The organism is Actinoplanes philippinensis (genome assembly GCF_900113015.1).
GTDB classification, from domain to species: domain Bacteria; phylum Actinomycetota; class Actinomycetes; order Mycobacteriales; family Micromonosporaceae; genus Actinoplanes; species Actinoplanes philippinensis.
In genome coordinates this window covers 415,007-440,179 of record NZ_FONV01000011.1, presented here as the reverse complement: position 1 = coordinate 440,179, position 25,173 = coordinate 415,007, and the positions used below count along the sequence as shown (strand labels likewise).

General features: G+C 71.4%; 18 protein-coding genes. 10 read left to right on the top strand and 8 right to left on the bottom strand.

Annotated elements, in window-relative coordinates; all coding sequences use genetic code 11:
• Positions 1-26: 26 nt before the first annotated feature.
• From BM290_RS30220 to BM290_RS30200, 5 genes are all read left to right on the top strand, one after another.
• Complete coding sequence (locus BM290_RS30220; RefSeq protein ID WP_093619291.1) at positions 27-1,148, top strand: adenosine deaminase; 1,122 nt, start codon at positions 27-29, stop codon at positions 1,146-1,148.
• Positions 1,149-1,602: 454 nt separating this feature from the next.
• Complete coding sequence (locus tag BM290_RS30215) at positions 1,603-5,082, top strand: sensor histidine kinase (protein ID WP_093619371.1); 3,480 nt, start codon at positions 1,603-1,605, stop codon at positions 5,080-5,082.
• Complete coding sequence (locus tag BM290_RS30210) at positions 5,079-5,483, top strand: roadblock/LC7 domain-containing protein (RefSeq protein WP_014447580.1); 405 nt, start codon at positions 5,079-5,081, stop codon at positions 5,481-5,483. The genes BM290_RS30215 and BM290_RS30210 overlap by 4 nt, the downstream gene beginning before the upstream one ends.
• Positions 5,484-5,614: 131 nt before the next feature.
• On the top strand, positions 5,615-5,992 hold the full coding sequence (locus BM290_RS30205) for a DUF742 domain-containing protein (protein WP_093619370.1): 378 nt from the start codon (positions 5,615-5,617) through the stop codon (positions 5,990-5,992).
• A gap of 1 nt (position 5,993) precedes the next feature.
• Entirely contained in the window at positions 5,994-6,581 is a 588-nt protein-coding gene (locus tag BM290_RS30200) for a GTP-binding protein (RefSeq protein WP_093619290.1), read from the top strand.
• 139 nt (positions 6,582-6,720) lie between these two features.
• Here the strand turns inward: BM290_RS30200 and BM290_RS30195 are convergent, their stop codons facing one another.
• The 6 genes from BM290_RS30195 to deoC form a co-directional block, all read right to left on the bottom strand.
• Complete coding sequence (locus BM290_RS30195) at positions 6,721-7,425, bottom strand: HAD family hydrolase (RefSeq protein ID WP_093619289.1); 705 nt, start codon at positions 7,423-7,425, stop codon at positions 6,721-6,723.
• Between the two features lie 862 nt (positions 7,426-8,287).
• The gene (locus BM290_RS30190) at positions 8,288-10,630 is read right to left on the bottom strand and encodes a transposase (RefSeq protein ID WP_239143737.1); all 2,343 of its coding nucleotides are present in this window, start codon (positions 10,628-10,630) and stop codon (positions 8,288-8,290) included.
• Between the two features lie 64 nt (positions 10,631-10,694).
• Positions 10,695-11,558: a DNA primase gene (locus BM290_RS30185; protein WP_093619288.1), complete on the bottom strand. Its 864-nt coding sequence runs from the start codon at positions 11,556-11,558 to the stop codon at positions 10,695-10,697.
• Positions 11,559-11,651: 93 nt separating this feature from the next.
• Entirely contained in the window at positions 11,652-12,488 is an 837-nt protein-coding gene (locus BM290_RS30180) for an aldehyde dehydrogenase family protein (RefSeq protein WP_177319961.1), read from the bottom strand.
• Complete coding sequence (locus tag BM290_RS30175) at positions 12,481-13,905, bottom strand: aldehyde dehydrogenase family protein (RefSeq protein WP_093619286.1); 1,425 nt, start codon at positions 13,903-13,905, stop codon at positions 12,481-12,483. Before BM290_RS30175 ends, BM290_RS30180 begins: the two co-directional genes overlap by 8 nt.
• Positions 13,906-13,912: 7 nt before the next feature.
• Positions 13,913-14,842: a deoxyribose-phosphate aldolase gene (gene deoC, locus BM290_RS30170; RefSeq protein WP_093619285.1), complete on the bottom strand. Its 930-nt coding sequence runs from the start codon at positions 14,840-14,842 to the stop codon at positions 13,913-13,915.
• A gap of 60 nt (positions 14,843-14,902) precedes the next feature.
• On the opposite strand from deoC, the gene upp reads away from it, so the two are divergent.
• Positions 14,903-15,535, top strand: coding sequence for a uracil phosphoribosyltransferase (gene upp / locus BM290_RS30165; RefSeq protein ID WP_093619284.1), 633 nt, complete (start codon positions 14,903-14,905; stop codon positions 15,533-15,535).
• A gap of 365 nt (positions 15,536-15,900) precedes the next feature.
• Here the strand turns inward: upp and BM290_RS30160 are convergent, their stop codons facing one another.
• The gene (locus BM290_RS30160; RefSeq protein WP_093619283.1) at positions 15,901-16,389 is read right to left on the bottom strand and encodes an NUDIX hydrolase; all 489 of its coding nucleotides are present in this window, start codon (positions 16,387-16,389) and stop codon (positions 15,901-15,903) included.
• 204 nt (positions 16,390-16,593) lie between these two features.
• Between BM290_RS30160 and BM290_RS30155 the strand changes: the two genes are divergently transcribed.
• From BM290_RS30155 to BM290_RS30145, 3 genes are read left to right on the top strand one after another with little or no spacing between them, the layout of a single operon-like run.
• The gene (locus tag BM290_RS30155; RefSeq protein WP_093619282.1) at positions 16,594-18,777 is read left to right on the top strand and encodes a CDP-glycerol glycerophosphotransferase family protein; all 2,184 of its coding nucleotides are present in this window, start codon (positions 16,594-16,596) and stop codon (positions 18,775-18,777) included.
• Positions 18,770-22,105: a bifunctional glycosyltransferase/CDP-glycerol:glycerophosphate glycerophosphotransferase gene (locus BM290_RS30150; protein WP_177319959.1), complete on the top strand. Its 3,336-nt coding sequence runs from the start codon at positions 18,770-18,772 to the stop codon at positions 22,103-22,105. Before BM290_RS30155 ends, BM290_RS30150 begins: the two co-directional genes overlap by 8 nt.
• Before the next feature lie 17 nt (positions 22,106-22,122).
• Positions 22,123-22,809: a GOLPH3/VPS74 family protein gene (locus tag BM290_RS30145; RefSeq protein ID WP_093619280.1), complete on the top strand. Its 687-nt coding sequence runs from the start codon at positions 22,123-22,125 to the stop codon at positions 22,807-22,809.
• A gap of 43 nt (positions 22,810-22,852) precedes the next feature.
• Here BM290_RS30145 and BM290_RS30140 read toward each other — a convergent pair whose 3' ends face one another.
• Positions 22,853-24,502: a phospho-sugar mutase gene (locus BM290_RS30140; protein ID WP_093619279.1), complete on the bottom strand. Its 1,650-nt coding sequence runs from the start codon at positions 24,500-24,502 to the stop codon at positions 22,853-22,855.
• A 247-nt stretch (positions 24,503-24,749) separates the two neighbouring features.
• On the opposite strand from BM290_RS30140, the gene BM290_RS30135 reads away from it, so the two are divergent.
• A complete protein-coding gene (locus BM290_RS30135; RefSeq protein ID WP_093619278.1) occupies positions 24,750-25,148 on the top strand; it encodes a hypothetical protein in 399 nt (132 codons plus the stop codon).
• Positions 25,149-25,173 lie beyond the last annotated feature (25 nt).

Below are 25,173 nucleotides of genomic sequence, written 5' to 3'. Positions count from 1 at the left end.
CGAGCGCTTCCCTCTAGGCTCTTCTGATGGCTGGCATCGCACACTCCGACATCATCAAGGCCCCGAAAGTCCTGCTGCACGACCACCTGGACGGTGGACTGCGGCCGGCCACCATCGTCGAGCTGGCCGAGAAGGCCGGACATGAGCTGCCCTCCACTGATCCGGAACGGCTCGGCGAGTGGTTCGTCGCCGCCGCCGACTCCGGCTCGCTGGAACGGTACCTGGAGACCTTCGCCCACACCGTCGCGGTGATGCAGACCGAGGAGGGCCTGCACCGGGTCGCCAAGGAGTGCGCCCTCGACCTGGCCGCCGACGGCGTCGTCTACGCCGAGATCCGGTATGCCCCGGAGCAGCACCTGCAGCGTGGTCTCACCCTGGACCGGGTCGTCGAGGTGGTGCACGCCGGGTTCCGGGAGGGCTGCGCCGAGGCGGCGGCGAAGGGCACGCCCATCCGGATCGGCACCCTGCTCACCGCGATGCGGCACGCCGCCCGGTCGCAGGAGATCGCCGAACTGGCGGTTCGCTACCGGGACAGCGGCGTGGTCGGTTTCGACATCGCCGGGGCCGAGGCCGGGTTCCCGCCCACCCGGCACCTGGACGCCTTCGAGTACCTGCAGCGGGAGAACTTCCACTTCACCATCCACGCCGGCGAGGCCTTCGGCCTGCCGTCGATCTGGCAGGCGATCCAGTGGTGCGGCGCGGACCGGCTGGGTCATGGGGTACGCCTCGTCGACGACATCACGGTCACCGCGGACGGTCCGAGCGCCCCGTCGATCACCGGGGGCACCCAGGCGGCGCCGCCGGTGCTGGGCCGTCTCGCCGCCTACGTCCGGGACAAGCGGATCCCGCTGGAGCTGTGCCCGTCGTCGAACGTCCAGACCGGCGCCGCCGCGTCGATCTCCGAGCACCCGATCAAGCTGCTGCACGATCTCCGGTTCCGGGTCACCGTCAACACCGACAACCGGCTGATGAGCGGCACGTCGATGTCACGGGAGATGACGCTGTTGTCGGAGGCGTTCGGCTGGGGCTGGATGGAGTTCCAGTGGCTGACCATCAACGCCATGAAGTCCGCGTTCATCCCGTACGACGAGCGCCTGGTCCTCATCAACGAGGTGATCAAGCCGGCGTACGCCAAACTCCTCGCTTGAACTGCTCCTATATCGGGTCATAACCGGATACGGACGAACGTACGTCAAAAGAAATCGACCGCGAGATTCTGAAGCTCCGCCGTTCGGCTAGACTGCCGCCTGCAAACTCGGCATACTCTGGCACCTTGCCTTGCCGAAAGCTGGGAACCGCGTCATCGTCAGGTGTATCGCGATCGACTACGATCGGGACCCGATCGGCCAGCACCCACCCCCCAACGCTGCGTCGATCAACAAAGTGACCTTGAGAGATGTGCTGCTCCACAGGTAGTGATATTGAGACCGGCGATGTCCAACTACGAGGTTGCAACATCGCGTCACACAACCGGTCCGTGTCCGCCTGCTCTTTCTCTTTGACACTTGTCGTGATGGAATCTCGGGGGCCCGACGTCGGCGAGTCGGCCGTGTGCGGTGCCTGGCGAGCCGAATGCCGGGCCCGAATCAGGAGGACGGTGACGTGAGCAAGCGCCCTAACAGCGCGAATGGCGTCATGTCGCGTCTCAGCCGACCTGCCGGTCGGCTCCGAGACCTACCGATCTGGTCCAAACTAGGCCTGATCATGCTGGTGCCGACGGTGGCAACGATCGTCGTCGGCGTCAACGGCCTCGTGGACCACATCGACGAAGCCAGCAACGCGGAGCGCGCGCGCACCCTCTCGGTGCTGTCCGAGGCCGCCGGTGGTCTGGTCGACCACCTGCAGGCCGAGCGGACCTACGGCGTGATGATCGCCAAGAGCCCGAAGAACGGTGACGCCTTCAAGGGTGCCGTCAAGCTCTACAACGAAGAGCACCCCGACGTCGACGACGCCAAGGAGCCGTACCTTCAGCAGAAGGGCGCTCTCGAGGACGTTCCGGACAACGTGGGCCAGCTCCTCCTCCGCCTTGACCGCAACATCGAGGACCTGCCGGCCTTCCGGAGCCGCGTCGCCAAGGGCGACGAGGACGAGGACAACGTCCTGGAGACGTACGACCGGCTCGTCGAGGACCTGCTCCAGGTGCGTGACATCTCCGCGCAGCTGGCCAACAACCAGGAGCTGAGCGACCACCTGCGGGTCGTCGCCGCGGTCGCCCGGGCCAAGGACTACATCTCCCAGCAGCGTTACCTGGGCCAGGAGATGGTCGCCGACCAGAAGTTCGACAACACGCACCGCCGCTCCCTGCTGGAGACCGTCACCGGTTACCAGCTGGCGGTCGACACGCTCAACGCGGTCGGCACGGTGCAGGAGGTCGACTACTTCAACAAGACCGTCGACGGCGCGAAGAAGCAGGCCGCGGAGAACTACACCGGCCCGCTCGACTTCCGGTCCACGCAGACCACCGACCCGCTGCCGTTCAACTCGGCCCAGTGGGAAGAGGCGCTCGCCGGCTACAACTCGCTCTTCCGGCAGGTGGAGGTCGAGTTCGACAAGAAGATCGTGTCGGACGCCACCGCCCTGCGGGACAAGACGAACCAGGACGTCTTCCTGGAGACGAGCCTGCTGCTCGGCATGCTCCTGCTGGCCATCCTCTTCGCGTGGTTGGTCGCCCGGTCGATGGCCCGGTCGCTGCGTGAGCTGCGTCAGGGCGCCCTCGCCGTCGCCCAGTTCGGCCTGCCGCACGCGGTGAGCCGGCTGCGTGACCCGGCGCTCTCCGCGTCGCTCACCCCGGCACAGGTCGCCGACCAGATCGCCGAGCCCCTCCCGGTGCGTAGCCGGGACGAGTTCGGGCAGGTGACCGAGGCGTTCAACGCGGTTCACCTCGAGGCGGTCCGGACCGCGGCCGAGCAGGCCGCACTCCGTGCCTCCGTCGCGACGATGTTCGTCAACCTCGCGCGCCGTTCGCAGATCCTGGTCGACCGGCTCATCGGTCACCTGGACCGGCTCGAGCGCGGCGAGGAGGACCCGGACCGTCTGGCCGAGCTCTTCCAGCTCGACCACCTGGCCACCCGAATGCGTCGTAACGACGAGAACCTCCTGGTTCTCGCGGGCGCCGACTCGACCCGTGTGCAGCGGGAGCCGGCCGCCCTGATCGACGTGCTCCGTGCCGCGCAGTCCGAGGTCGAGCACTACACCCGCATCGAGTTCGGCATGATCGACCGGGACATCGAGGTCGCGGCGCACGCCGTGAACGACATGGTCCACCTGGTCGCCGAGCTCTTCGACAACGCGACCGCCTTCTCCCCGCCGAACTCCAATGTTCTGGTCGAGGCCCGGCGCGTCGGTGAGAACGCCATCCTCACTGTCGAGGACCACGGCATCGGCATCAGCCGCGAGCAGCTCCGCGACCTCAACGAGCGGCTCGCCAACCCGCCGACGGTGGACGTCGCCGTCTCCCGGATGATGGGCCTGGTCGTGGTCGCCCGGCTGGCGAACCGGCATGCGGTCCGGGTCGAACTCCGGCCGGCGGACCGCGAGCGCGGCACCGTCGCCGAGGTGGGCCTGCCCGTCTCCGTCCTGGCCGCGGCGGCTTCCGCCCAGGTCCAGTCGCGGGGCGGTTTCGACGGTGGCCCGGGCGCCGGCCTGCCGAGCTTCGGCGAGCCGCTGGCCCTGGAGAGCGGCTACCCGGGCTCCAACGGCGGCAACGGTGGCTACCCTGGCTCCAACGGTGGCTACCCGGGCTCCAACGGGTCGAACGGCTCGAACGGCGCGGTCCCGGCGTGGTCCGACCTCACCGGCGCGGCTCCGGCCGGCTTCGGTGGGTTCACCCCCAACGGCGGCGGCTTCAACGGCAACGGCAACGGCTCCGCCAACGGGTTCCACGGTCCGCGCAGCAACGAGGTCATCCCGCCGCTGCCGTCCGGTCCGCAGGGCTTCGCCGGCCTCGACGAGCTGGCCCAGCGCCGCAACGGCGGAGACTTCCGCCCGGACAACGACATCAACGGTTTCGGTACGACGATCCCGCGCCAGCTCCCGGCCAACCCGGAGAGCCACGGCCGGAACGCGTTCATGCCGCCGGTGTCGGCGCCCCCGGTACCGCCGATCTCGGCTCCTCCGGTGTCGCCCGCTCCTCCGGTGTCGGCCTCGCCGTACCAGTCGGGCCCGATCGAGCCGGTGTCGGCCTCGCCGACCTCCGGTTCGCCGCTCGACCAGCGCAACGCGTACCCCTCGGCCCCGCCGGCATGGCCGCCGGTCGCCGCGGAACGCGAGCCCGCCACCCCGCACGTCCCGGAGAACCTGGCCGCCGCGCTCGACATGACTGCCGAGATCCCGCGGTTCCGCCCGGACAGCTACGAGGCGCAGCCTCAGGTGGCCCGGCCGGCCAACCCGCAGACGGCGCCGGTCCCGGCGTCGCCCGTACTGCCGGCCACGCCGGATCCGGCGGAGGCTCAGGCCACCGCCGCGGCCCAGATGGCCTCTGCCCGCGAGGGCGCGGTCCCGTTCGCGGACGAGACCATGGAGCTGCCGATCTTCCGGGAGCTGGAGTCGGCGTGGTTCACCACGACGACGCCCGGAAACGACACCCCGGCCCGCCCCAAGGTCTCCGGGGTCGGCGAGGAGTCGGTCGTCTCGCAGCGCATCCCGACCGGGGAACCGGTCCGCACCGCGGGTGTGCCGCAGCAGGCGGCCTCGCCCGAGTCCCGCAACCTCGATCCGGCTACTGTTGGTGCTCCGGCTGCGGCGGCGGCAGGTTACAGCAACGGTGGCGCCCCGGCCGCGAACCCTTGGCGGACAGCGGCCGACGACGGATGGCAGGCGGCCCGCGCGGCTGCCGAGGCACCCGTCGAGGTCACCACCACGGCGGGCCTCCCGAAGCGCACGCCGATGGCTCAACTCGTCCCCGGTGGTGTCGACCGGGGCGGTACTTCCGTCCAGCGCCGCACGCCCGAGGGGGTTCGCGGGCTACTCTCCGCGTACCACCGCGGTGTGCAGCGCGGTCGCACCAAGGAACAATCGACCAACCTGGAGGACACTCCGGGAGGGCAGCAGCCCTCGCAGGCTGGCAAGGAGCATGAGGCATGACATCTACGCAGGATCTGGGTTGGCTTCTGGCCAACTTCGCCGACCGCGTTCCCGGGGTCGCGCACGCGATCGCGGTCTCCGCCGATGGTCTGCTCCTGGCGGCCTCGCGGGACCTCCCCCGGGACCGCGCCGACCAGTTGGCGGCCATCGCGTCCGGCCTGGTAAGCCTGACGCAGGGTGCCGCACGATGCTTTGAGGGTGGCGCCGTCCTCCAGACGGTCGTCGAGATGGACAACGGTTTCCTGTTCCTGATGTCCATCTCCGATGGTTCCTCGTTCGCGGTGCTCGCGGCGCGCAGCTGCGACGTCGGTCAGGTCGGCTACGAAATGGCCCTCCTGGTCGACCGCGTCGGCGAAGCTCTGACTCCCGCGCCGCGCTCGGCGGCCGGGGTACTGGGCTGAACCGGTAGTGGGCCGGGGACATCCAGGGGTTTGTCTGGGGTTTCGCGGCCCGAGTAAGCTCAGCCGGCTACTGGTAAAAGCTTTGATAACCAATACACTTCGAGGGGCCGAGGGAGGGGTTGACGGTGACAATGCCTGAACGCGATGAGCCGACCGGCGCGCTGGTCAGGCCGTATGCCGTGACCCGCGGTCGGACCCGGCCGAAGCTTGAGATAGCGCTGGAAGCGCTGGTCGAGACAACCGTGCGCGGGCGTTCCGGAATGGGCCGCGGGCAGGGTGGAAGCGAGCATCAGTACATCGCGGCGATGTGCGACGGCGGCCGAGTTCAGTCGCTCGCCGAGATCGCCGCACGCATGCAACTGCCGCTCGGTGTGGCACGTGTGATCGTCGCGGACATGGCCTCTGACGGCCTGGTCGCTGTGTACGAGCCCACCTCGCTCGAAGACGAGACCGACGCGGTAGGCACGGAACTGCTGGAAAGGGTGCTGAGTGGACTTCGCAGGCTCTGACATGTCGCACCGTCCCGCTGCGGGACGCGTGACATCGGCGAAGATCGTCATCGCCGGTGGCTTCGGCGTCGGTAAGACGACGCTGGTGGGGTCGGTCTCGGAGATCACCCCACTGACCACTTCGGCGATCATGACTTCGGCCGGTGTGGGTGTCGACGACAACCGGCAGGTGCCGGGCAAGATGACCACCACCGTGGCCATGGACTTCGGCCGGATCAGCATCGACCGTGACCTGATCCTCTACCTGTTCGGAACACCTGGCCAGACGCGGTTCTGGTTCATGTGGGACGAGCTGGTCCGGGGTGCCATCGGTGCGGTGGTCATGGTGGACACGCGTCGGCTCGCCGACTGCTTCGCCGCCATCGACTTCTTCGAGCACCGGCGCCTGCCGTACCTGGTGGCGATCAACTGCTTCGACGGCATGCAGTACCACAACGCGCAGGACGTGCGGGACGCTCTGGCGATCTCGTCCGACGTGCCCGTCGTGAGCTGCGACGCCCGTAACCGTGAGTCGACGAAGAACGTGCTCATCTCGCTCGTCGAGTATGTGCTCACGATGCGTCGCACGCGGGCCACGGCCCCGGCCTGACCAAGCAGTAGCACCCCACCTCAGCAGGCGCTCCGCTCGTCATAAGCGGTGGAAAGCCCCGCTCTGGCCGCCGAGAGATCGGCAGGCCGGAACGGGGCTTTCGCGCGCTTTCCGGCCGAACGCCATCGTATATGAGCGATCACCCGTTGTCATGGCTCGGTCCCAGTAGACGGATCAGCTCGTCGAGCTCGTCGATCCGGTGCTCCGGCAGGTACGAGTCCGGGTCGGTCCGCAGGCCGCCGACACCCGGATAGCCCGCGTTCGTCACCAGCACCGGGCGCATGCCGGCCCACCGCGCGCCGTCGTGCTCGCGGCTGCCGCCGTCACCCACGAACCAGCACTCGGCGGCCGGCACACCCAGGCGGGCGGCGGCTGTCGCGTACAGCCGGGGGTCGGGTTTGCGGATCCTCTCCTGCCACGAGAAGACCGGGGCGTCGATCCGGGGCGCGTAGGCGGTCTCCGGCCACGCCTCGAACAGTTCGCTGGAACAGTCGCTGATGAGCCCCAGCCGGAAATTGCGGGCGCGGAGGTGGTCGAGTACCGCGAGGACGCCTCGGCGGGGCGTGCGGACCCGCTCAGCGCCCTTACGGTGCGTTGCCACGGCACGGTCGAGGCGCTCGTCGTCCGGATCGGTCCCACACTGCCGTGCGATCGTGCGGAGCGTGTCCCGGGTGCCGCCGTAGGCGCCGACGATCCGGTCCGGGAAGCTCGCCGCCATCGCCGTCCAGAACCGTTCCGGGGACACGCCCAGCTCCGCCGCCGTGGCCTGGATCGTCTCCTTCCGCAGCAGCTCGGCAGAGGGGTCGGTCAAGGTCCCGAAGAAGTCGAAGATGATCGCGCGCATTCCGCCATCATCGGCGGCGCGGGACTACCGCCGAAAGACGGCCGCCGCTTCCGGTGGGCCGGTCGGCGGAGCTGTGGTGGGCAGGTCGGGAGGTTACGGCGGTGGGCGGGACAACGCTGGCCGGGCGGTGGTGGGCAGGTCGGCGGAGCCGTGGCGGGCAGGTCGGGAGGTTCCGGCGGTGGGCGAGACAACGCTGGCCGGGCGATGGTGGGCCGGACGACGGTGAGCCGGTCGGCGGAGCCGTGGCAGGCAGGCCGGGCGGGAGGTCACGGCGGTGGGCGGGACAACGCTGGCCGGGCGATGGTGGGCCGGACGGCGGTGGGCCGGTCGGCGGTGGGCCGTGGCGGGCCGGGCAGGCCGGGCGGGAGGTCACGGCGGTGGGCGGGACAACGCTGGCCGGGCGATGGTGGGCCGGACGGCGGTGGGCCGGTCGGCGGTGGGCCGTGGCGGGCCGGGCAGGCCGGGCGGGAGGTCACGGCGGTGGGCGGGACAACGCTGGCCGGGCGATGGTGGGCCGGACGGCGGTGGGCCGGTCGGCGGTGGGCCGTGGCGGGCCGGGCAGGCCGGGCGGGAGGTCACGGCGGTGGGCGGGACAACGCTGGCCGGGCGATGGTGGGCCGGACGGCGGTGGGCCGGTCGGCGGTGGGCCGTGGCGGGCTGGGCGGGCTGGGCGGGCCGAGCGGGAGGTCACGGCGGTGGGCCGGACAACGCTGACCGACGGCGGGGCCGGACGACGGTGGACCAAACAACGGCCGCCGGCCGGCCCGAGGGCGTCTCGGACAACGGCGGTGGTCCGGAGGGCGGTGGTCTGGACGTGATGAAGGCCGTGACCCCGAGGTCACGGCCTTCATCGCACGGTGTGTCAGCGACCGCCGTATCCCGCGTTGTTGTTGCGGTATTCGTCGGCGGGCTGGCCGTCGCGGCTGAAGTCCCAGCCGCCGGCGGCCTCGCGGCCCGGACGGCCGCCCATCGCGAAGCCGCCGATCTCTTGCCCGCGCCGCCAGCCACGGAAGTAGCCGGTGGTGTGCGCGGCGATCGATGCGGCGTCCCGGACGATCCGGAGCGGGCGCTCCTCGCGCAGCGGGGAGCCGGGCACCAGGTTGGCCTGGGGCACTCGCTTCGGCAGGCCGGCCGAGGTCTCCGCGGCGATGGCGGGGGTGGCGGCCTTCTGGGCGGCGCGCCAGCCGCTGTCGTTCGGGTTGGACCAGTTGACGTCGCCGCCGTCGGAGTCGGTCGTGCCGGTGAACCAGGCCGACCGGGCCGCCGCGAAGATCAGCAGATCGCCGTCGCTGCTGTCGGCCGGGACCGGCGGCGCGGAGCTGCGGTCCAGTGCGGTGATCTTGGGCGGGCGCTCGTCGTCGACGACGCGCAGCGGTGGAGTGCCGGTGAGCTGGTCGAGTCCGGGCAGACGCGCCCGGCCGCTGCTGGTGCGTGCCTGGTCGACCAGGCGCAGCGCCGGCTCCTTGGGCAGCGGGGCGGGGGCCTCCAGGTTGTCCTGCCACGGCGGGCGGACCCGGCCACCGGTCGGCGAGCTGACCGAGGCCGCGGACGGCGACGGGCGCGACGACGTGGGCCGGGTGGGCAGCTCGGAGCGGGACGGCAGGTCACCGCCGCGGGACGGGAGTTCGCCGCGGGACGGGAGGTCACCGCGAGAGGGCAGGTCACCGCGGGAGGGAAGCTCGCCGCGCGTGGGCAGGTCGGGGCGGGCGGCCTCGTCCTTCTCACTGTTCATCAGCGGCCAGTTGGCGCGGGAGCCGGGCTCCGCGATCTCCTGGCCGGGCCGCTGCGACGGCATCGGCAGGCTGAAGTCGGTGGGGCCGGCGGCCGAGCCGTTGGTGGCGGGCTGCCGGGTGGTGGAGGGGCGCGGCGGGATGACCGTGCGCTGGCGTTCGGCGCGGGCCCGGGTGAGCTCCGCGTTCGTCAGGGTGGCCCGGAACGGCTCGCCGGCGTCGGCGGGGCTGGACCCGGCGGGCTGCGCCGAGGACGGCACGGCCGGGTTGCGGGAGCCGGGGACCGGACGGGAACCGGGCGTGATCGGTGTCATGCCGGGTGGCGGCGGGGGCACCGAGACCGGCCGGTTCAGCGGGCTGCCGGCGCGGCCGGGCAGACCGTTGGCCGCGGCGGGCGCCATCGGCGGCGGGCCGATCGGGTCCGGTGCGACGGGCGGGGCGGTCATCGGCTGCGGGACGGCGGGGCCGTTACCGGTCGAGGACGGCTCGGGACGGCCGCGGCGGCCGAACCGGGAGCCGTTGTCACCGCTCGGGACCGGCTGGAGCGGGGCGGGCTCGCGGCGGGCGCTGCGACGGCCCACACCGGGGCTCGCGGCCGGCGGGGTGGCCCGGGCGGCGAGCGTGCCGACCAGGGCGGAGCAGGCGGCGTCGCAGGAGCGGACGGCCGCGATCGCCTGGCGGACCGCGTCGGCGGCGGCCGGGGCGAGGGACTTGTTGACGCCACCCCGGCGTGGCGACTCGCTGATCGCCACGTGCAGGGCGGTGACGGCGGCGATCAGCTCGCTCTCGCTGCCGGCGCCGGCGCGGGCCAGCTCGGCGGCGATCTCCCGGAGGAGATGCGTGGGGTCGCCGGCCCGGCCGGTCAGCCGGCCGGGCTCGGGGACCGCGTCGAGCACGGCGAGCGCCAGGTGATGCGCGGGATCCGGGTACGCCCGGAGGGCGGCCGGGTAGAGCTCACGGAGGACCTCGCGCAGGGCGACCGCCGCGGAGTTGCGCCCGACCAGCATGGCGACGTGCGCCGCCAGGACGGGTTTGTAGCTGACCAGCTCGCGCGGCGCCGGAAGGGTCACCGCGGCGATCGCGCCGGCCTGGAGCGCCCGGGCCAGGCCGACGGCCCGGCGGGCCGCCAGCGGCGCGGAGATCTCCTCGGGGGAGTCGTCGTCGGAGAAGCGCTCGGCGAAGTCGTCGGCATCGTCGTCGTCGACCACCACGAGTGGCCGCCCGGCCGCGGTGAGCAGCGAGGTGACGACGTGGTCGTCGCTGTCGGCGGCGACCGCCGCGTCGCTGAATCCCGTCGTCCGTTCCACGAGCAGCGTCCCCAGCAGGGCGTATCCGGCCGGGTCGTCGCTGATCTCATGGACGCCGAGCAGCCGGCCTGCGTCGTCCACCACGGCGATGGTCAGCGGCGCGGCCGAGGCCGAACGCACCGAATCATCAGCCGACGCCAGACCGCAGTACACGCGCACGAGCGCCACGGCGTCGTCCTCCTCCCCGGGGGTGCTTCTCAGTGGCCAAGGATTGATACTCCCTGGTAATCGGTCAGTCACGCCAGTCCACAGCGGCAGAGATCTTCCCGATCACCGAGCGCCAACCCAGACTCGCCTGCTGTGCACCGATCTTCTTCAGTCGGCGACGTCCGAAGTAACCGCCCATACCGCCCTTCTCCGCGGTACGGAGGGACTCGTCGAGGTCGTCGAGCGGCGAGCCGGGCGCCAGTGCCAGGATCACCGGTTTGATGCGGAGCGCGTAACCCAGATCACGGGCCACCTCGCCGGCGTTGATGAGCAGCGGCAGATCCCATGTGTCGTGACCGCCGCGCAGGTTTTCCACCACGAGGTCGAGCTCGTAGCGGTCCTCCGGCTGCGGGTCGATGTCGCTCGACTGTACCCGCTCGGCCAGGTCACCCCAGGTGTCCAATTGTGCGAGATCGTGCGGAGCACCCGAACGAAGGAAGGAGACGAGCGATTCGGCGCTCTTGAAGGCGAGCAGTCGGCCCTTGTGACTGAGGAACATGGGTACTTCCTCGTCATCCGCCTGGGCGGCGGGCTCGTCCTCGAAGTCGGCCGGGTCCGGCTCCTCGGCGGAGTCGGCCTTGCCCTCCTCGGTCTCGCCCTCGGCGAGGAGCGCCTGATACTCCTCGTCGACGATGACCTCTTCCTCGTCCTCCTCGAGGCGGCGCTTGCGGGCCTCGAAGGGGTCGTCCTCGTCGATCTCGATCTCGGTCGGCGTGAGCTCGGACGCCTTCCGGTACGCCCGGAGGGTCAGGCCGACCCCGGCCGGCAGCGCGATCTCCACCGGCTCGATGCGGACTTGATCCCAAAGCTCCCGCCCGGAAGACCCCTCGGTCGAGGACTTCTCCGCCACCGGCGCGGACGCCTCGGGCTCTTCGGACTGGCTGGTCACGGTGACCTCCGGGTGATCTGGGGATGCTGGGACGTGGTGACTCTGGGCACACACCCTAGTCGGCAACGCTGTGTGACAGCGTCCCCGGTGGCCTCAGTAGCCCTTCGGATGCCATACCGTCTTCGTCTCCAGGAGCGCCGTCATCGGGCGCAGGCCGGGGTCGGCGGTGAAGTCGGGCGACGTCCGGGGGCGGATCACCCGTTTCAGGGTGCCGGCGGCGGCCCGCTCCAGTTCAGCGGCCAGATCCGGGTGGTCCACACCGGTCAGGTCGAGGGCGTTGACGTCGTCGTGTGAGGCGAGCCACGGTGCGGTCTCCGCGTAGCGGCCGGTGAGCAGGTTCACCACACCGCCCGGCACGTCGGAGGTGGCCAGCACCTCGGCCAGGGTGATCGCCACCTGCGGGCCGGCGGTCAGCACGACCGTCGTGTTCCCGGTCACGATCGCCGGGGCGATCACGCTGACCAGGCCGAGCAGGGAGGCCGGCGCGACGACGGCGACGACGCCGGTGGGCTCCGGCGCGGAGATGTTGAAGAACGGCCCGGCCACCGGGTTGGCGCCGCCGGCCACCTGGGCGATCTTGTCGGACCACCCGGCATACCAGACCCAGCGGTCGACGGCGGCGTCCACCTCGTCGGCGGGAACGCCCAGCGCGGTGAACTCGGCGCGGCGCGCCTCCAGCATCTCGGCGACCCGATAGAGCACCTGGCCCCGGTTGTACGCCGTGGCGCCCGCCCATTTCGGCTGGGCGGCACGGGCCGCGAGCACCGCGTCCCGGGCGTCCTTGCGGGAGGCGAGGGCCACGTTGTCGCCGTCTGCCACGAACGTCCGTCCTGACTCGCTGCGCGGGAACTTGCCGCCGATGTAGAGCTTGTACGTCTTACGGACGGTGAGCCGGGTCGCCGTCTCCACGACCTTGGATGTCTTAGGCAAGGTACGCCTCCAGTCCGTGCCGGCCACCCTCGCGGCCGTAACCGGACTCCTTGTAGCCGCCGAACGGCGACGCCGGGTCGAATTTGTTGAACGTGTTCGCCCAGACCACACCGGCTCGCAGCCGGTCGGCCACGGCCAGGATCCGGGAGCCCTTCTCGGTCCAGACGCCGGCGGACAGGCCGTACGGCGTGTTGTTGGCCTTGGCGACCGCCTCGTCCGGAGTGCGGAAGGTGAGCACCGACAGCACCGGTCCGAAGATCTCCTCCCGGGCGATCCGGTGGGCCTGGGTCACCCCGGTGAAGATCGTCGGCGCGAACCAGAAGCCCCGGTCCGGCAGCGGACACTCCGGCGACCAGCGCTCCGCGCCCTCCGATGCGCCTATTTCCGACAATTCCCTAATGCGGGCGAGCTGAGCCGCCGAATTGATCGCGCCGATGTCGGTGTTCTTGTCGAGCGGGTCGCCGACGCGCAGGGTGGCCATCCGCCGTTTCAACGAGTCAATCAAGGGCTCGAAGAGGGACTCCTGCACCAGCAGGCGCGACCCGGCGCAGCACACGTGCCCCTGGTTGAAGAAGATCCCGTTGACGATGCCCTCGACGGCCTGGTCGATCGGGGCGTCGTCGAAGACGATGTTCGCCGCCTTGCCGCCGAGCTCCAGGGTGAGGCGCTTGCCGGTGCCGGACACCGTACGCGCGATCTCCCGCCCCACCTCGGTCGAGCCGGTGAAGGCCACCTTGTCCACATCCGGGTGGGCCACCAGATACGCCCCGGTGTCGCCGGCCCCGGTCACGATGTTGACCACACCCGGTGGCAGCTCCGCCTGGCGGCACACGTCGGCGAAGAAGAGCGCGGACAGCGGGGTGGTCTCGGCCGGCTTGAGCACCACCGTGTTGCCGGTGGCCAGCGCGGGCGCGACTTTCCACGCGAGCATGAGCAGCGGGAAGTTCCACGGGATGACCTGGGCGGCCACGCCGAGCGGCCGGGGGTCGGGGCCGAACCCCGCGTACGCCAGCTTGTCGGCCCAGCCAGCGTAGTAGAAGAAGTGTGCGGCGACCAGGGGCAAGTCGACGTCGCGCGAGTCCCGGATCGGCTTGCCGTTGTCGAGCGACTCCAGGACGGCCAGCTCACGGGACCGCTCCTGGATGATCCGGGCGATCCGGAACAGGTACTTGGCGCGCTCCGCCCCGGGCAGCGCCGACCAGGAGCCGAACGCGCGGCGGGCCGCGGCCACGGCTCGGTCGACATCCTCCGGGCCGGCGGTGGCGACCTCGGCCAGCACCTCCTCGGTGGCCGGGTTGATCGTCTTGAAGACGTCGCCGTCCTTGCCGCCGTCGAACGAGCCGTCGATGAACAATCCGTAGGACGAGGCGATATCCACTACCGAGCGGGACTCGGGGGCAGGTGCGTACTCGAACATGGTGGCCTCAGTCCAGGGTGAAGTAGTCCGGACCGGCGTAGTGGCCGGTGGTGAGCTTGGTGCGCTGCATGAGCAGATCGTTGAGCAGCGAGGACGCCCCGAACCGGAACCGGTCCGGGGTGAGCCAGTCGTCGCCCACGGTCTCGTTGATCAACACCAGGTACTTGACGGCGTCCTTGGTGGTCTTGATGCCGCCGGCCGGCTTGACCCCGATGACCCGGCCGTGCCGCTCCCGGAAGTCGCGGACCGCCTCCAGCATCACCAGGGTGATCGGCAGCGTCGCGTTGACCGCCACCTTGCCGGTCGACGTCTTGATGAAGTCGGCGCCGGCCAGCATCGCCAGCCAGGACGCCCGGCGGACGTTGTCGTACGTCCCCAGCTCGCCGGTCTCCAGGATGACCTTGAGGTGGGCGCCGCCGCAGGCCTCCTTGACCGCCACGATCTCGTCGAAGACCCTGCTGTACTCCCCGGCGAGGAACGCGCCCCGGCTGATCACCATGTCGATCTCGTCGGCGCCGGCGGCCACCGCGTCACGGGTGTCGGCCAGCTTGACCTCGAGCGGCGCCTGCCCGGACGGGAAGGCGGTGGCCACGCTGGCCAGGTGCACGCCGGACCCGGCGAGCGCGGCGGCGGCCACCGGAACCATCGCCGGGTAGACGCAGATCGCGGCGACCGGCGGGCACGAGGAGTCGGCCGGGTCGGGCCGGCGGGCCTTGGCGCACAGCGCACGCACCTTGCCCGGCGTGTCGGCGCCCTCCAGCGTGGTCAGGTCGACCATGCGAATGGCCAGGTCGATGGCGTGTGCCTTGGCGCTCGTCTTGATCGAGCGGGTGGCGAGCGCCGCCGCCCGCGCCTCGACGCCCACCTTGTCGACCCCGGGCAGGCCGTGCAGGAACGAGCGGAGATCAGACAGACCGGCGGACACTGTCACAGTCATGAAAGGGATTCTACGCAACCCTGTGACAGTTGATCTTGGTTGAACGATAGGTTGTCAGCCGTGGACGTCCTAGTCGTAGATCATCCCCTGGCCCAGACCCGGCTCACCGCGATGCGCCGTACCGACACCGACTCCGGTGTGTTCCGCGCCTCGCTGCACGAGCTGACCACCATGGTGGTCTACGAGGCGGCCCGTCTCTTCGCCGTCGAGAAATACGCCATCGAGACCCCGGTCGCGCCGACCGAGGGCACCCGGCTCGCCAACCCGCCGCTGATCGTCCCGGTGCTCCGGGCCGGCCTCGGCATGGCCGACGCCGCCCTCGCGCTGCTGCCCGAGTCGTCGATGGGCTTCGTCGGCCTGGCCCGCGACGAGGAGACCCACGAGCCGCGCGCCTACATGGAGTCGCTGCCGGCCGACCTGACCGGCCGGCCGGTTCTGGTCCTCGACCCGATGCTGGCCACCGGAGGCTCACTGCTGCACTGCTGCCGTCTGCTCGCCGACCGCGGCTGCACCGACATCATCATCTGCTGCGTGCTGGCCGCCCCCGAGGGCGTCGAGCGCCTGAAGGACTCGGGCCTGCCGCTGCGCCTGATCACCGCGTCGATCGACCAGGGCCTCAACGACAAGGCCTACATCGTGCCCGGCCTGGGCGACGCCGGCGACCGTCAGTTCGGCGGCATGCGCCGCTTCTAGACCCGATGTGGTACGGCCACTGCACCCACGACCGCACCGGCGCCTCCCGTGGCCACCGCGCGAGGTGGCTGCCGGGTCCGTGCCGACAGCGCGACCGCCGGGCTCATGCGGTGTTCCGTGAGCCCCGCACCCGGCGTCGCGCGGCGGCCGGGCCCGTGGCGCGCGGCGCGGCCGGCGTTCGGTTCCGGCTCGTCGTCAGTGCTGTTCCGGTGGTCTTCAGGCAGCGCTGACGACCAGGCAGCGCTGACGACCAGCCGGTGACCATCGCATCAGCCCGGCGGCGGCGCTGGGGCCGGGAGTGGCGCGGGCGTCGCCCGGCGCCGGCGGGACGGTCCCGATTCGGCGGGGGCCGGCCGGCCGTACCCCTAAATGGTGTTGAAGTCCCAGCTGAGCGCCTTGCCGGCGGCGAACGGCATGACGCCGTGGAACACCTCGGGTTTCTCGGCGAAGACCAGGGGCAGGAAGTGGCGGTCGGACTCCCACATCGGGAGCGTGCCGGAGAGCACCTCGTCGACGGGGATCCAGTGCAGGGTGCCCTCGTCGTTGGCCGTGTGCGGCGTCCCGGTCCAGGCGGTGATCCGGAAGAGGAAGCCGAACCAGTTCTCGCCGTCGCGGCCGAAGCCCGGCCAGGAGATCGTGCCGGCCAGTTCGATGCCGGTGCAGTCGATCCCGGCCTCCTCGTGGATCTCCCGGCGCAGGCCCGTGACCACGTCCTCGCCGGGCTCCAGCTTGCCGCCGAGGCCGTTGTGGTAGCCGTAGTGGATGTCGTCGGGGCGGGCGTCCCGGCGGATCATCAGGATGCGGCTGCGGTCGGGGGAGAAGACGTATCCGAGGGTTGCCAGGACTGCTCGCACCGATGCACCCTAGCCTGACAAAGGGGATAAGCCCGATCCGGCATCAGCCGACAGGCGGGGGAAACGATATGTTCGTCCGCCCGTTGCCGCCGTGTGGGGCAACCTGCTCCGGTGCCCGGCAAAACCGCAGCCCGCACAGCCTATCGCCGCCGCTACGGGGTCGAAGTTAGATGGTCATCTTAATGACGGTCGCCGTTTGCGTCGATGATACTGTGGGCGCTTCCTCGACGACGTCACACGGATGGTCTGCGTCCACCTATGCCGAACTTGACCAGTTTAGTCGTGCCTGCGTGGCAAGTGCAGGGTTATCTGAACGAATGTCTGGATTCGATTCTGCGCCAGCAGTCTGTCGGGGACGTGGAGGTCGTGGCGGTCGACGACGCCTCCCCCGACCACACCGGCCAGGTCATCGACGAGCGTGCCGCCGCTGATCCGCGGATCGTCGCGATCCACCTGGAGAGCAACGTCGGGCCGGGCGCCGCGCGCAACGCCGGGCTGGACCGCGCGACGGGTGAGTATGTGTGGTTCGTCGACGGCGACGACCGGATCGCCCCGGGCGCTCTGGCGGCCGTCGAGGCGCGGCTCTCCGAGGAGAAGCCCGACGTGTTGCTGATCGGCGTCGCGCGGGAGCGGTGGAACCGTAAGGTGTCCCGCTCCGTGACGCCGAAGAAGGCGCGGACCGGTGTGGAGGCGCTCACCGTCGCCCCGCCGCCGCTGGGCGGTCTGGTGGTGCGCCGGCAGTTCCTGATCGACGCCGGCATCCGTTTCGAGACCGAGTGGTATGAGGATCTGGCCTTCGCCTACGCGGTGCTGGCCGCGACCGACAACGTGGCCACGCTGGAGCCGCCCTGCTACATCCAGCGGATGGACCGGCAGGGCTCGCTGCGCGGGCGGTCGAAGCGGCATGTCGAGGCGGTCCGCCAGTGGGATCGGGTGCTGAGCCTGTCCGTTGTGGAGCAGGCCGACCCGAAGACCCGCCGCCGCGTGCTGAACCGGGCGGTCGGTGAGCTGCTCGGCATCCTGGACAACGGGTCGCGGGTGCCGGAGAAGGCGCGGCGCGCGATGTTCACGGAGATCTCCGGGCTGCTGCGCAAGCACGAGAAGCGGACGGCTCCGCGCCCGGGCGGCCTCGGCGGCCTGCGGCTCACGTTGCTCGCCTCCGACTCCTACTCGGCGTACCGTCTGTTGCGCCGTGGCCGTGGCGCGGTCGGCGGTGTGGTCGGCAAGGCCCGGGGCGCCTCGGGCAAGGCCCGGTCGACGCTGCGCAAGGCCAACCTGCTGCGCTACTACAAGCAGCAGCTGCGGCTGCCGGTCGACGAGAACCTGGCGGTGTACGGGGCGTACTGGTACCGCGGTTACGCCTGCAACCCGGCCGCGATCTACGAGAAGGCCAAGGAGCTGGCCCCGCACGTCCGGGGTGTCTGGGTGGTCAAGCGTGGCGCCCGCGAGGTGCCCGAGGGCGTGCCGGTGGTGCACCCGGGGACCAAGGAGTATTTCCGGACGATCGCCCGCGCCAAGTACATGATCAACAACGCCACGTTCCCGCCGGACGTGGTGAAACGGCCGGACCAGATCCAGGTGCAGACCCACCACGGCACGCCGCTCAAGACGATGGGCCTGGACCAGCCGCGGTTCCCGGCCTCGCTGGGCAGCTTCAACCCCGACCGGATGCGGCTGAACCTCGCGAAGTGGGACTTCAGCATCACCGCGAACCGGCACACGACGCTGCTCTGGGACCGGCAGTTCCCGATCAAAGGCGAGACGCTGGAAACCGGGTATCCGCGCAACGACCGGCTGGCCCTGGCCGGCCCGGAGGACGTCGCGGCCGCGCGGGCCGAGCTGGGCCTGGGCGCCGACGAGCAGGTCGTGCTCTACGCGCCGACGCACCGTGAGTGGCACTCCGTCTTCACCCCGCCGCTGGACGTGGACGAGCTGGCCGAGGCGCTCGGCCCGAACGTCCGGGTCCTGCTGCGTGGCCACTACTTCTACGACTCGATCGGCTTCCCGCCGCGGCATCCCCGGGTGCTCGACGTGTCCAGCTTCCCGTCGGTCGAGACCCTGGCGATCGCGTCCGACGCGATGATCACCGACTTCTCGTCGGTGATGTTCGACTATGCGGTGCTGAACCGGCCGCTGATCATCTTTGCGCCGGACTGGGAGGTCTACAAAGCGGTGCGCGGCGTCTCGTTCGACCTGGAAGCCGACCATCCCGGCACGTTCGTCCGCACCTTCGACGAGCTCGTCGACGCGTTCCGTACCGGTGCGATCGACGACGAGGCCGCCCGGCAGGCCCGGGGCCGTTTCCGGGAGCGGTTCTGCTCCCTGGAGGACGGTCACGCCGCCGAGCGGGTCGTCCGGCGCGTCTTCCTGGGGGAACCCCTTGTCTGAGCTGGTGCCCGGCCTGGTCAGCGTGATCGTGCCGATCTACAACGTCGAGACGTTCCTGCGGGACTGTCTGGACTCGCTGCGTGCCCAGACCTACACCGATCTGCAGGTCATCCTGGTGGACGACGGCTCCACCGACGGCTCCGCGGCGATCGCCGAGGAGTATGTCGCCGCGGACCCCCGGTTCCAGCTGATCCGGCAGGCCAACGGCGGCCTCAGCGCCGCCCGTAACGCCGGGATGCCGGCCGCGACCGGGGAGTTCCTGGCCTTCGTGGACAGTGACGACCTGCTCGCCGCGCACGCGTACGAGGTGCTGGTCGGCGCCCTGGCCGGCGGCGCCGACTTCGCCACCGGCGGTGTCGTGCGGCTCACCTCGCGGGGCACCCACCGCGGCGCGCCGCACAAGATCGCGATCACCAAGACCAACCTGGAGGCCCACGTCTCCGAGCGGCCGGCGCTGCTGGCCGACCGGACGATCTGGAACAAGTTGTTCCGCCGCAGCTTCTACGACCGGCACGGCTTCGAGTTCCCGGTCGGCCGGCTCTACGAGGACGCTCCGGTCACGGTGCCCGCGCACGCGCTGGCGAAGAAGGTCGCGGTGGTCGCCGGGACGATCTACTTCTGGCGGCTCCGGGAGGGCGCCGTCCGGTCGATCACCCAGTCCGGCGGTGACCTGCGCAACCTGGTGGACCGGTTCCACTCGATCGAGCTGGCCGCAGCGGCGCTCGACCGGGCCGGCAAGCAGGAGTTGCGCCAGGAGTTCCTGAAACTGTCCATCAAGGACCAGCTCAGCAACTACTTCAAGTTCCTGCCGTCGGCGGCGCCCGAGTTCCAGTCGACGTTCATGGAGCTGTCCCGGGAGTACCTGAAGCAGGTGGACCCGTCGGCGATCAGCGAGCTGCCGGCCGAGATCCGCCCGCACTGGAAACTGATCAACCAGGGCCGTTTCGACGACCTGATCGAGCTGATCGACCACGGCTACCGGCTCAACGCCAAGCCGGTCAAGGCGTCCCACGTGGAGGCGGTCGTCCGCTCGGTCACCTGGGAAAATGGAAAGCTCGTGCTGGCCGGCTCGATCGGCTCCCCGGCGGCGCCGAGCACCCGCACCGGCCGGCTGAAGGTCTTCTGGGCCAGCAACCCGGCCGAGGGCCGCCGGATCCCGATGTGGTCGCGCTCGCAGGCCGGCGGCTTCGTGCTGCGGCTCAAGCCCGAGTCGCTGCGCGCCGGCAGCTCCTGGCAGGCCGGCCAGTGGACCATCGCGGCCGCCGTGACCCAGGGCCTGCAACTGCGCAAGACCGTGGTCCAGGTGCCTGCCGACTGGACCGAGCCGATGCCCCGGATCCCGGTGGCGCCCGGCGTGTGGGTGATGCCGTTCGCGGCCAAGGGCGACCTGCGGGTCTCCGTGATCAAGGCGGACGGCTGGCTCACCGGCAGCCACCGGGACGGCGACGACCTGGTCCTGGTGGGCCGGCTGCGCCAGCGGCGGGACAGCGCGCAGATCCGGCTGTGCCGGGCCGCGGGCATCGTCGCGCACACCGTGCAGGCCGAGATCGGCGAGGACGGGCGCGAGTTCACCGCCCGGGTGCCGCTGGAGTGGATCGCGCTCGACGTCCGCGACGACAACCATGCCGAGGGCCACTACGGGCAGCGGTTCTTGCTGGAGCTGGTGACCGGCGAGACGGTCCGCCTGATGGCCGGGGACGACTACCGGGCGATGCGTACGGCGTACGGCAGCGACGAGGTCTTCACGACCGTCGCCGAGAGCAACCGGGCCGTCTCGATCGCCACCCGCCCGCAGGGCCCGGTGGTCACCGACATCAGCTGGCGCCCCGATGGCGTGCTGGTGCTCAGCGGCGACAGCCCGGTGCCCGCCGAAGGCCGGCTGCTGCTGCGCCTGCGGGGCCGCCGCAAGGACCTGGGCCTGCCGCTGAAGGTGGTGGACGGGCGCTGGGAGGTGGCCGTCGACCCGGCCCGCGTCCCGACCCTGGCCGGCCGGCTGCCGCTGGTCGCCGGCACCTGGGACCTGACGTTCCGGGCGCCCGGCAACCGGCACGAGACCACCACGCCGCTGGCCTTCGACGCCGCGGTGCTGGCCGCGCTGCCGCTCGACGGGCCGGACACCGACGGCGTGCGGGGCCGCATGCGTGGTGGCCCCAACGACCGTGCGGTGCTCGACCTGATCGTCCCGGAGACCGGCCCCGAGGAGCACAACCGGCTGCTCAAGCGGTATTTCCCGGCCTCCGGCCGGCCGGAGCTGCGCGACGTGGTGCTGCTCGACGCCGCCCCGGGCCGCCGGTTCTTCGACGACCCGGCCGCCATCCTCGCCGAGCTGCGGTCCCGGCCGGACGCGCCCGCGGTGCTCTGGACCGTGGACCGCGGCCAGCCGCTGCCGGACGGTGTCGAGGCGGTGTCGCTCGGCTCCGAGGGGTGGTATGCGGCGCTCGCCACCAGCCGGTGGGTGGTCACCAACGACAACCTGCCGCTCTGGTTCAAGCCGGCGTCCGGCCAGGTGGTGCTGCGGCTCGCCGGCGGTTGGCCGGTGGCCCGGTCCGGCGCCCTGGCCAGCGCCCACCCGCTCGGCCAGACCCTGATCGACCAGCTGCGCTCGGACGCGGCGTCGTGGACCGCGGTGGCCTCGCCGAGTCCCACCGCCACGCCGGTGCTGCGCGAGGAGCTGGGCTTCGACGGGACGGTGCTGGAGTACGGCCGGCCCGCCAACGACCTGCTCTCCGCGATCGACCGGGACGCCGCGAAGGCCCACGTGCTGCAGCTGCTCGGCCTGCCGGAGAAGACCAGCCTGGTCCTGTACGCCCCGACCCGCCGCCCCTCGGACCTGCGCCGCCGCGGGGCCAGCGACCCGGGCCGGCTGCTCGACCTGCTCGGTGTCGCGTCCGCCCTGCCGCCGGACCACCGGCTGCTGGTGCGCCGCCATCCGGGCGTCCCGGACGATGTGATGGGCCAGGTCGACGGCGTGCTGGACGTGACGGCATACCCCCAGGTGAGTGAACTCCTGCTCGCCACCGACATGCTGATCACCGACTACTCGGCCCTGCTCGCCGACTACGCGAGCACCGGCCGCCCGGCCCTGCTCTACGTGCCCGACCTGGAGGAGTTCGAGAGCTCCCCGGGCCTCAACGTGGACCTGGAGCGGGAGGCCCCGGGCCCGCTGCTGCGGGAGTCCTCCGAGGTGGCGGCCGCGTTGCAGGACATTCCGGCGATAGTGGCCGAACACCGGCACCGGGCGGAGGCCTTCGCGGCGACGCACGGCGCCGGTGGTGAGGGCGGCGCGGCGGCAAAGCTCGTCGACTGGATGATGGCGGCCGGGCGTTGAGCAACTATCGTTCGGACATGACGTCCATCCCCCTCGCCGAGGAACTGCTTCTCCTCGCGTATGACGACCAGAGCGGTAAAGCGACCGGATCCCGGATCGGCCTCGATCTCGGTATGGCCGCGGCCGTCCTGATCGATCTCGCTCTGGCGAATCGTGTTGCCTACGCGGCCGACGGATACCTGAAGGTCGTGGACGCCACACCGATCGGCGACCCGGTGGCCGACGCCGTGCTGGCGAAGATCACGACCGAGGAGCCGCACACGCCGGCCCAGTGGCTGCAGCGCCTCCGGCACCGGCTGCGCACGCGGGTCCTGGAGGATCTGTGCGCGCGGGGCGTGGTGCAGGACGTGGACGAGACCCAGCTGGGCGTCATCCACGTGCACCGCTACCCGACCACCGATCCGGCGTACGAGGCCGAGATCCGCAGCCGGCTGGCCGCCGCGCTGATCGGCAACACCCTGCCCGACGAGCGGACGGCCGCGCTGGCCACGCTGCTCGTCGCGGCGCGGATGGAGCCGGCGCTGAAGCTCCCGCCGGACGAGGCCGACCGGGCGCACGAGCGGCTCGCCGAGATCGCCAGCAACGCCGGCTTCGTCGGTGACGTGACCCTGGAGGACTCCATCGTGCGGCCCAGCGTCGCTCTGGTGGTCGCCACCCTGGGCCGGGCCATCCAGGCCGCGCTGGGCGCTCCCAAGCCGATCTGACGCCGTCTCCCGGGGCTTCACGCGGAAGCCCCGGGCGGGCCGGTCACACGCCGAGCGTCGCGGCGATCTCGGTGCGCAGGCCGGCGAGAGCGGTCGCGGCCCGGTCGCGGGCTTCGCCAGGGCCGCCTTCGGCGACCGGTTCGACCACTTCGAGGTACGCCTTGAGCTTGGGTTCCGTCCCCGACGGCCGGATCACGACCCGTGCCGTGGCGGTCCGGAAGGTCAGCACGTCGTTCTCCGGGAGCAGGTCCACCACCTCCGTCACCGGGGCGCCGAGCAGGGTGGCCGGCGGGCTCTGCCGGGCGCGGCCCATCGCCCGGCCGATCTCTGCGAGGTCGTCCACCCGGACCGACAGCTGGTCGGTGGCGTGCAGCCCGAACTCGGCGGCCAGCTCGTCCAGCCGGTCGGCCAGCGTGCGGCCCTCCGTCTTCAGCGTGGCGGCCAGCTCGGCGACGGTCAGCGCGGCGGTGATGCCGTCCTTGTCCCGCACCAGAGCCGGGGCGACGCAGTAGCCGAGCGCCTCCTCGTAGCCGAACGCCAGATCCTCGGCGGCCCGCACGATCCACTTGAAGCCGGTCAGCGTCTCGGCGTAGGGCACGCCCCGCGCCGCGCACAGGCGGCCCACCAGCGACGACGAGACGATCGTGGTCGCGTACAGGCCGGGGACGCCGCGGCGGATCAGGTGGTCGGCGAGCAGCGCGCCCAGCTCGTCACCGCGCAGCGGCCGCCACCCGTCGCCGGCCGGGATCGCCACGGCACAGCGGTCGGCGTCCGGGTCGTTGGCGATCGCCAGGTCCGCGCCGGTCCGGGCGGCCAGCGCCAGCAGCAGGTCCATGGCGCCCGGCTCCTCCGGGTTGGGGAACGCCACGGTCGGGAAGGCGGGATCCGGCTCGGCCTGCTCGGCGACGATCGCGGGGGCCGGGAAACCGGCGGCGGCGAACGCGGCGGCGGCGGTGGACGCGCCGACGCCGTGCATCGGGGTGTACGCGACGGCCAGGTCACGCGGGCCGTTCCCGGACAGGACCGCGGCGGCGCTCCGGACGTACCCCGAAAGGACCTCGTCCCCGAGAACCGTGCCCGGATCGCCCAGCGGAACCGACGCGGCGCTCTCCACCGCCCGGATGGCCGCCTCGATGCCGGCGTCGGCCGGCGGCACGATCTGCGCCCCCGATCCGGCCGGACCGCCCAGGCCCGCGCCCAGATAGACCTTGTAACCGTTGTCCTGCGGCGGGTTGTGACTGGCGGTGACCATCACGCCGGCGACCGCGTCCAGCGCCCGCACCGCGTAGGCCAGCACCGGCGTCGGCAGCGGGCCCGGCAACAGCAGCGCCGCTCGCCCGGCGCCGGTGGCGACGCGGGCGGTCCGCTCGGCGAACTCGCGGGAGCCGTGCCGGGCGTCGTAGCCGATCACCAGGGGGCCCTCACCGCCCTGTGCGGCCAGCCAGCCGACCAGACCGGCCGCCGCGCGGGTCACCACCGCGAGGTTCATCCCGTTCGGCCCGGCGCGGAGCCGGCCGCGCAGCCCCGCGGTGCCGAAGGTGAGCGGTCCGGAGAACCTGTCGCTCAGCTCCACCGCGGTGCCCGGTAAGCCGTCCAGGACCGCGCGCAACTCGGCCCGGCCCACCGGATCGGGATCGTCGGCGAGCCAGGCCTCGGCCCGGGCGATCAGGTCAACATCAACTTCTGGTGCCATCAGGGATTGATAGCACAATCGCACCGGCCGGCAGGCCGGGGCCGGGCTGCCGGCCCTCTTGGTGACGTGGAGGGCGGCGTCGGCGGTGGTCCCGCCCTGCTTGAGCCCGGCCGGAGCGGATCTGACGGTCCGTGCGGCCGCGGGCCCCGGCCATCGGCAATTAATGGGAGATCTTCAATAGTGACAGATGGCGATGTAAGGTTCGGTGAATGTCACGGCAAGTGACGAAGAGTGCATAGGAGAGTGAATGCGTCTCGTGTCCCGGATGTTGCGTGTCACCGTCTGGCCGGCCATTGCCGTCCTCGCCACCGCGGTGGGTGGTGTGCTGCTCGCCCCGGCCTCACCGGCTGCGGCCTCCTGCTCGCACGGCTATTCAGACAGGGACAATCACAATCCCACTTACATCCAGGTCACGGGGTCGAACGTGGCGATGCGGCAGGGGCCGCACAGCTCATGTGGCCTGATCGACCGGTTCTCCTCGGGCACCAACATGTACCCCTGGTGCTACGTCCAGGGCGACGCGGTCACGCGTAACGGAACCACCTACACCACCTGGTCTCGTGTGCACCTGGGGGCCGTCGGCGATCCGGAGGGCTGGATGTCGGACGCTTACCTCAACAACGGCGGGGCCGACAACCCGTGCTGAACCGATGAGGGGCCGGCGCGAATGC